The sequence below is a fragment of the Prevotellamassilia timonensis genome, from assembly GCF_021531665.1.
Classification (GTDB): Bacteria; Bacteroidota; Bacteroidia; order Bacteroidales; family Bacteroidaceae; genus Alloprevotella.
In genome coordinates, this window is sequence record NZ_JADYUH010000007.1 from 55,571 (window position 1) to 63,644 (window position 8,074).

The window sequence follows — 8,074 nt, forward strand, 5'->3', positions numbered from 1 at the left end:
AGGCTCCGGGGGAGCGTTCTAAGCCCAAAGCCTCTTATTTCTTTCCGTACATTTGTTCGTAGTACTGCTGATAGTTCTCACCGCTGACGGCTTCCACCCAAGAGTGGTTGTCCAAATACCAGCGAATGGTCTTGACGATGCCCTCTTCGAACGGTGTTTCGGGGAACCATCCGAGATCCTCCTTGATGCGCGTCGGGTCAATGCCGTAGCGTTGGTCGTGACCGAGTCGGTCTTTGACGAAGGTGATGAGGTCCTCGTTAATCCAATCGATGTCAATGTTTCCCTCTGCGTCGCACACGGGTTTCTTGATGAGACTGCGATAGGCAGGTTCCTCCTGCATGATTTGGCGGATGGTCTGAATGACGGTGCGCACAATCTGAATGTTCTGACGCTCGTTGTGACCGCCGACATTATAGATTTTTCCCTCTTCGCCGGAGTTTATGACCATGTCAATGGCTTTGCAATGGTCTTCGACATAGAGCCAGTCGCGAATGTTCTCTCCTTTTCCATAAACGGGGAGTTTCTTACCCTGAAGAATGTTGTGAATCAGCAGGGGAATGAGTTTTTCCGGGAACTGATAAGGTCCGTAGTTGTTGGAGCAGCGAGTGATGCTGACGGGCATGTGATAGGTGTCGTGATATGCGCAGACGAAGTGGTCGGCAGAGGTTTTGGAAGCACTGTAGGGGGAATGCGGGCAGAGCGGCGTCTGTTCCGTGAAATATCCCTCTGCGCCCAGTGAGCCATAGACTTCATCTGTGGAAACCTGGTGGAAACGCACACCGCTTCGCCAAGTAGGATAGCCGGCTGCATCGCGTCCCATGACCCATGCGGCGCGAGCGGCGTCGAGCAGACACTGCGTACCGAGGATGTTGGTCTGAAGGAAGAGTTGCGGGTTTTCGATGCTGCGATCCACGTGGCTTTCTGCTGCAAAGTTCACCACCACGTCAAAGCGGTGGTCGGCGAAGAGACGGTCGATGAGCGCGCGGTCGCAGATGTCGCCTTTGACAAAGAAGCAGCGCGTGTTGTCAATGTCGTTGGCAATGGTGCCGAGATAGCCGGCATAGGTGAGGAGGTCAAGCACCACGACCTTAATGTCGGAGTGTTTCTTGAGAATGTACTTCACGTAGTTGGCTCCGATGAAACCGGCGCCTCCGGTGACGAGATAAGTTTTCATGAATCTACCTTTTTGAAGGGTGAGAGGCGGAAAAGTGGAGACCAATCCGCCATGAATGTTTCAATTTCACTGCGAAGATAGTGCAAAACGCGTGACTGTCCTAAACTTTTTCCTTTTTTCTCGCAAACACGCTGCGAGAACGCATCTGATTGGAGGAATTTCCATGAGGCAAATGTGAGGTGAGGGAATGTCAAACTGGGGCTAATGCTGACTTACCCTTCGGTCCTCGAGCTAAACCTTCCTAACAAGGCTCAGCTCGCCTAATAGTTACTTCACCACAAATAGGGCAATACATGTTGCGTGCCAACCAATCTTCAGTCAGTACTCTTGCTATTTGGCTAGCACTTTTGTAACCTTCTGCTAATGATGTGTTGAGTCTCAAATCCATCTCTTACTTCAAATATTTACGGTTTTCAGATTCTTCAAGCACCTTCATCTGCTGAATTGCCACTTGATTTAGTTTGACAAGTCTCTCTGTCTGCGGCATGCCATCGTTGATAAACACAGCATTCAAGTTCTCCATGTTTGAGAGACAAATGAGTTCGTTGATGGTTGCATAGTCGCGTATGTTGCCTTTCTTGTCGGGATTTGCATCGCGCCACTCTTTTGCTGTCATACCGAACATAGCAACATTCAAGACATCAGCTTCCTCTGCATAGATGAGCGATTTGTGATAAGCATCAATTTCTTCTGGCACGATATTCTGTTTGATGGCATCAGTGTGAATGCGATAGTTAAGTTTTGAGAGTTCACGCTTAACTGACCATCCGATTAGCTTTTGTTCCTCTTCCTTGAGACGCTGGAATTCTTTGACTAGATAAAGTTTGAATTCCACAGAAATCCAAGAAGCAAATTCAAAGGCAATATCAGTGCGAGCGTAAGTACCTCCGTAACGTCCAGCCATAGCTACAAGTCCTTTTGCATTGGTCGCCTCAATCCATCTTGATGGCGACATTGTGAAGGCATTGAGTCCTGCCTCTTTTCTAAACCCCTCGAATTCGAGGGGGTTAAAACTTGGATTGAATAGTTGTTCCCAAATACCCAGGAATTCTATCGTGTTGCGATTGCGCATCCAATTTGCTATTACACCATTTGGGTCACCACTATTTTTCTGGCGTGCAATATCTGTAATACAAACAAAGTCCTCTCCTTCGTGTTTAATTGTACGAACTGTTGTGTCCTTTACGTCTATATTTGTAACCTTCTTTGCCATAATCAGTTGATGTTATAGTTCAATACTTCGTTAATTTTCAGTTTATAGACTCATTTATAATATGTTACGTCATATACACAGCACCTCCGACAAAAACTTATACACCTGTCAGACGACCATAAACAACGATTACTAAGATAGATGAGAATAGCCTAAGAGACCGAAAACAAGCGTTTTAAAAATTTGATAAGCCGCTAATAATTAGCAAATCAACAGTCATCACACAAACCAATTTGCCAATGGAATTTCAGCCACTTGACCAGCTCACCAAGATCATCAATGATGCCCTTAATGGCACTGCGAAGATAGTGCAGAACGCGTGACTGTCCTAAACTTTTTCCTTTTTTCTCGCAAACACGCTGCGAGAACGCATCTGTTTAGAGGAATTCAATGAGGCAAATGTGAGGTGATGGAATGTCAAACTTGGACTAATGCTGACTTACCCTTCGGTCGTCGAACTAAACCTTCCTAACATGGCTTGTGGGATTCATTTTGGGAACAACAAACCCACTGACAATCGGCATTGCTGCTAAAAATCAGTGGGTCTGCTTATTCTGTTGTCAATCTTAATAAGATGAATAATTATAACTGCATCTCCAACTTGTCTTCACATTTGAGCAGTTCAAAGTAGTGACTCCATGTCAATTGGTGAGACAGTGTCTCACATTTTGGGAATACCAAATACAATTTGCGCATATACGTAAAGTTTGATTGACTAAAACCTTTTCCTTTCAGTAGAGTCAGATCCTTGGACAGATTAATCAACAATTTGTCTCCATATTTAGCTTTGGCATTGCCACCTTGTTCAAACTCCACGATAAAAACTATCCTGGTCGAATACGCCATTCTGCTTCAATTTCACTGCGAAGATAGTGCAGAACGCGTGACTGTCCTAAACTTTTTTCCTTTTTCTCGCAAACACGCTGCGAGAACACGTCTGATTGGAGGAATTTCATGAGGCAAATGTGAGGGGATGGAATGTCAAACTTGGACAAGTGTACTTGTTGTAATCAAAAGCCTTATTAAAAAACTCTTCTATGGAGTGGAGCATTTTTATAGCATCTGGAGATGGTTTTGTCAACATATGAAAGAGTTTGGTATTGTATAGTTCTTGAAATTGTTAATCGTAGATATCCAAAGAACTGTAAAAATCCTGAAAAGCCTCATACCGTTCACCATCTAGTAAAAGATATGATTTTCCAATCAGGCTATTGTCATCAAAAAGCCATGCCAACAACTTTGGATTCGACTCTAATTGTTCCATTAAGTATCCTTGTGGATCGGTATAATCGCAATGTTGTGTGTACATTGAACAAATCTGATTTCTTTTAAAATTCACATTTGGAATACAATCAATCTCAGCCTGAGTTGCATATTTTCTCATAAATACGTATTTTAAGCAGGGTGTTATAACTAATGTTATATATTAACAAACGTTATATCATTTTCTTTTAGATAATTTGTTATGCCCTGATATAAAGGGATAGCTTCTTTTCTAAATGGGTCATTGGCCAAAAGTTCATCCATGTCATCACTAAGTTCTTCATACCATTGTGACAACTCTTCCATCCAAAACCCTTTTTTCTTTGCTGTAAGCATCAGGGTTAATTCCAAACCTTTAGCAGCATTCAACGAACGTTGATTGTCAATAGGTCTTCCCATGATTTTATTCATTCTTTCAGGCGCAAAAGGATTAGTGTCAACGATGAATTTCGCAAATTCATTGCGTCCATAATGGAGAAGAGTAATAAATGTTGGCCAATTCCTATCATTAAACATGCCAGTTTCAAGTTGATGCATATAAAGATAATACGAGGTTGCAAACACAAGATTGCGGACATTAATATCTTTGTACGTAGGATAATCAGAGGAGAACTGACAAGTAAGAATACTTGATATGGCAATTGATAATTTCTCTTCGTTTGCACAATTTATGAGAATTACCGGATTTTCGATAATGCAGGAAAGCAAGTCCTTTATTGAACTCACTGTTGCAACGTCGTTAAGATCTGCACTTGCTTTCATGTTTGAAAGGCATGTGTTTAGGACTTCGTTAATATTCATAGTAACACATATTAATTAAAAATATCTACCATCAAGATGAATCTTTCTGACCCGGCCATCTGCTAAACCAGTTACTGTATTGTAGTGGTTCCTTGGTGACCAGTAATCCATATTAAGAACATCTCTTTTCAATTCCTCATATAATGAACTATCCATCACTGTAAGGAATATCTCTGAATTTTCATTCTCTGTAATATCGCATGTCATTCCATCTGCTCTGTTAGCAGCAAATGCGATACATTCTCCAATACCCTCAAAAAAGGTTGTTGAGAGACGTACAGGAAGGTATTTGATAGCTTTTTGAAATTGCCAGTCAATAGTCGTATCGTTTATATTGATTTGCATAGTTGTTGGGGGTTACATTATTATACCAAATGAAGAAAAACCTCTTAAATCGTCACAATATTCATCATGCATTACACTTAGGTATTTCTTCCCCATTTCACAGGCCTTCATGTTTGCATCTTTGAAAGCGTCTTGGGCTCTTGTTAGTTGTATCAGATAGTATTTGATACATTTATAAATCATCAATACTTCGTTACTTTTTAGTTTATAGATTCATTTATAATATGTTACATCATATATACAGCACCTCTGACAGAAACTTGTACACGTGTCAGACGGCCATAAACAACGATTCTTAAAATAGATGGGAATAACAGTCTAAGAGACCGAAAACAAGCGTATTAAAAAATAAGTCAAGCCACTAACAGTCAGTAAATTAACAGTCTTCTCACAAACCAATTTGCTAATGGAAATTCAGCCACTTGCACAGCCCACCAAGATCATCAATGATGCCCTTAATGACACTGCAAAGTTACACAAGAGTTTCAAAACTTTCTTCGTCACTACTTCAATTCTTTTCCTAAGCATGACGAAACATAAGAATTTCACACAAATGGCACTGTTCAGCGACTGCAGTGAGAGCCGTTTCAGACAGAACTTCCGGAAAAAGTTTGACTGAGTGAGATATAACCTTGCGTACTGCAGGGAGAAACTCCGCCACAGGATTGCCATCGCCTTCGATCCGAGCTACATTCCCAAGTTAGGGATTGAGTATCTTTACCGCGATGCAAAGCAGTTTACCGGGCTCACCCATTGCCAGTCACGGAAGAGGGAATCACTGGATTTTGCGTTCAACATGTCACTCTCCTCTATCAACGTGGCGAGTTTTTTCCCGGAGCTGCGGCATGAATCTTTCTGTCTCTAAATGTAAAGACGCTGATTAATAATGCGGATATGATACAGAGATTTATTCGCATGTCTGGAAAGCGCCTACACAGGCTATTAAATACCAACGATTTCAAAGAACTCTTATATTATGGCGTCTCGGACGCTGCGTGATTCTTCAGATTTCAACGAACTTTACATAAATATAAGAGAACAAAAAATCCTGCAAACCCTACACAAAACCCTACATTCTCTTCTTATCTCACTGATTCTCCGCACGTTGCACTGTGTATGGTTTGAACCAAAAATCCTACACAAGCCCTACATGGAACCCTACATGGGAACTAAGAGTCAAAGAGTCAAAGAGTCAAAGAGTCAAAGAGACTAAGAGACTAAGAGTCAAAGAGACTAAGAGACAAAGAGAGGAAGAGTGAAAGAGAGGAAGAGTGAAAGAGAGGAAGAGTGAAAGAGAGGAAGGCTAAGTGAAATTTGAGGAAGGCAAATTTTAACTGGGAGCCTACCCCAACCCCTCCCTAAAGGGAAGGACTTTTCAAACTTTGACATGAAGTTATATATGAGGATTTTTAAATTCTGAACATTTCGCGTGTTTCGTATTCCAAAACCAATTAATGGCTTTTTGATGAATCAATTCATGAACATTAATGTTTCAAAAAGGGTGCGCTCCCAGCAAGAAATGTTTCTCCATTAATGCCCATTAATTGTCTCATATGCTTATTCATTTTGTGTTTAATTATGACAAGAACTGAGAATTAATTTATGATATTGCTTTCATCTTCCAATTTGTTTCGCTATCAATGGGAAAGCAGAGAACAGCTCGAGTGCAGAAGATGTCTCCGCAATGAGTTTATTCTTGACAAAGGTCTTTGACTTCGCATCGTTGAGAACCTCGCCAAGTCCTTGCATCAGAAGTTTTGGGCTTGCCTCCTTCACATGCTCAGCACACCATGCAGTATATTCGCTCACGCTCTTAGCTGTTCTAATTCGGACAATCTCTTCATTGATCTCTGTGTGATTCTGCAGGAAGAACCACACATCATATATATCGCGCGGTGATAAACGTTCACCCATGGCGCATAGTTTATGTGCAAACATATCAGACATCACCATTACTCGAATGTCTGTACCAGCCAACGAACGCATCTCATAATGATTGGGATACTGACGCACAGAAATCTCCACCTTCAGCATTCGCTCTCCCTTGCCATAATTCAGCACTAACACAGGGCCATATGGCTTCTTTGATTCATCGTCAATAGTGCCAAAGCGAGTCAGTATAGCGCGTACTTTATCATATGCCAAGTCGAGCTTATCCGGATCAAGCAAATTGAAGTCAAGGTCGGTCGAGAAGCGATTGAGGTTGTGGAAGAACATCAATGAGGTCCCGCCCTTGAATGCCAGCACATTGCAGAGATCCTTATCTTTGAAGATAAGACTCAATATCTGCGCCATATAGAATTTATGTTTATTCTTGTCCATGATTATTTTATATTTAGCAGTTCAGTAACACGTTTCGTCAGCACCTTTGACTGATAAAGTGGAAGGAGCTGCTTCACTTTTATCTTATTGAGAGGGTGCAGATTGTCAAAGTAACAGTTGCCGGCACTCAGATATACCATATCGAGGAAAGCACGTTCGGGCGTGGCTATCAGGATGTTGTCTTGCTGCACAATACCATCCATGCCAATCCATAGTTCCGGATTGATGATGCGAAACAGGTAAGCCTTATCGTCAATTTCCACGATTCTGTTCAGATAACTTACACATGTCACAGCGTCATCATACTGAAACACAATTCCACTTCGCTGAAGTACATACTCCAACGAAACATAGGCAGGACGAAACAAACTACAAGCCATCTCCTTCTCATCGTAGGTGGCTTTGGTATAGATGCCTCGACGAGGGTTGCGTATCTTTCCTCCCTTGACATAATAATGTAGCGACTTGGTTAGTTTCTGGCTATCCTCGCACTCTGTCAGCATCCTCAATGATTGTACATTGAAAACTGTTCTGGGACTGCTCAGAATCTCTTCAAGAACATTCTTTTGCAAACTCATAATTCCATATATTCGTATTATTGGTTTGCAAAAGTGATTATAAATAATGAACTATGCAAGAATTTCTTTTTAGTAATATGAAAATAATAAGTTGCGTCAGATTTGAATGACATTTTCGAGGTCAGATTTTCACCCGAAGAAGGAGCATAGCCGTAGCTATGTGACTGATGAGTGAGGAAATATGAACCGAAAAGATTTTCAAAGATGATGCAGGTTATTTTTTGAGGATTACTTAAATCTGAGGAAGGGAAAGAAAAACTAGGGGAAGGGAAAGAAAAACTAGGGGAAGGCTAAGAAAAACTAGGGGAAGGGAAAGAAAAATTTGAGGAAGGCAAATAAAAATTTGAGGAAGGCAAATAAAAATTTGAGGAAGGCAAA

At 41.4% G+C, this 8,074-nt stretch carries 9 protein-coding genes; all 9 read right to left on the reverse strand.

Annotation, left to right across the window (positions count from 1 at the left end; all coding sequences use genetic code 11):
* Positions 1 to 34: 34 nt before the first annotated feature.
* Positions 35 to 1,174: a dTDP-glucose 4,6-dehydratase gene (gene rfbB / locus I6E40_RS03050; RefSeq protein WP_235385431.1), complete on the reverse strand. Its 1,140-nt coding sequence runs from the start codon at positions 1,172 to 1,174 to the stop codon at positions 35 to 37.
* Positions 1,175 to 1,415: 241 nt separating this feature from the next.
* Positions 1,416 to 1,562: a DpnI domain-containing protein gene (locus I6E40_RS03055; protein ID WP_235385433.1), complete on the reverse strand. Its 147-nt coding sequence runs from the start codon at positions 1,560 to 1,562 to the stop codon at positions 1,416 to 1,418.
* 3 nt (positions 1,563 to 1,565) lie between these two features.
* Positions 1,566 to 2,387: a KilA-N domain-containing protein gene (locus tag I6E40_RS03060; RefSeq protein ID WP_235385435.1), complete on the reverse strand. Its 822-nt coding sequence runs from the start codon at positions 2,385 to 2,387 to the stop codon at positions 1,566 to 1,568.
* Positions 2,388 to 2,969: 582 nt separating this feature from the next.
* Positions 2,970 to 3,233: a DUF1016 N-terminal domain-containing protein gene (locus I6E40_RS03065; RefSeq protein ID WP_235385437.1), complete on the reverse strand. Its 264-nt coding sequence runs from the start codon at positions 3,231 to 3,233 to the stop codon at positions 2,970 to 2,972.
* Positions 3,234 to 3,507: 274 nt separating this feature from the next.
* Positions 3,508 to 3,771 carry a hypothetical protein gene (locus tag I6E40_RS03070; protein ID WP_235385438.1) on the reverse strand — a complete coding sequence of 88 codons (264 nt, stop codon included), beginning with the start codon at positions 3,769 to 3,771 and terminating at the stop codon, positions 3,508 to 3,510.
* 35 nt (positions 3,772 to 3,806) lie between these two features.
* Positions 3,807 to 4,412 (reverse strand): hypothetical protein, encoded by a 606-nt coding sequence (locus I6E40_RS03075; protein ID WP_235385439.1) that lies wholly within the window; start codon positions 4,410 to 4,412, stop codon positions 3,807 to 3,809.
* A gap of 54 nt (positions 4,413 to 4,466) precedes the next feature.
* Positions 4,467 to 4,796, reverse strand: coding sequence for a hypothetical protein (locus I6E40_RS03080; RefSeq protein WP_235385440.1), 330 nt, complete (start codon positions 4,794 to 4,796; stop codon positions 4,467 to 4,469).
* Positions 4,797 to 6,410: 1,614 nt separating this feature from the next.
* A complete protein-coding gene (locus I6E40_RS03085) occupies positions 6,411 to 7,118 on the reverse strand; it encodes a nucleotidyl transferase AbiEii/AbiGii toxin family protein (RefSeq protein ID WP_235385441.1) in 708 nt (235 codons plus the stop codon).
* 2 nt (positions 7,119 to 7,120) lie between these two features.
* Entirely contained in the window at positions 7,121 to 7,621 is a 501-nt protein-coding gene (locus I6E40_RS03090; RefSeq protein WP_235385442.1) for a hypothetical protein, read from the reverse strand.
* Between the last annotated feature and the right edge of the window lie 453 nt (positions 7,622 to 8,074).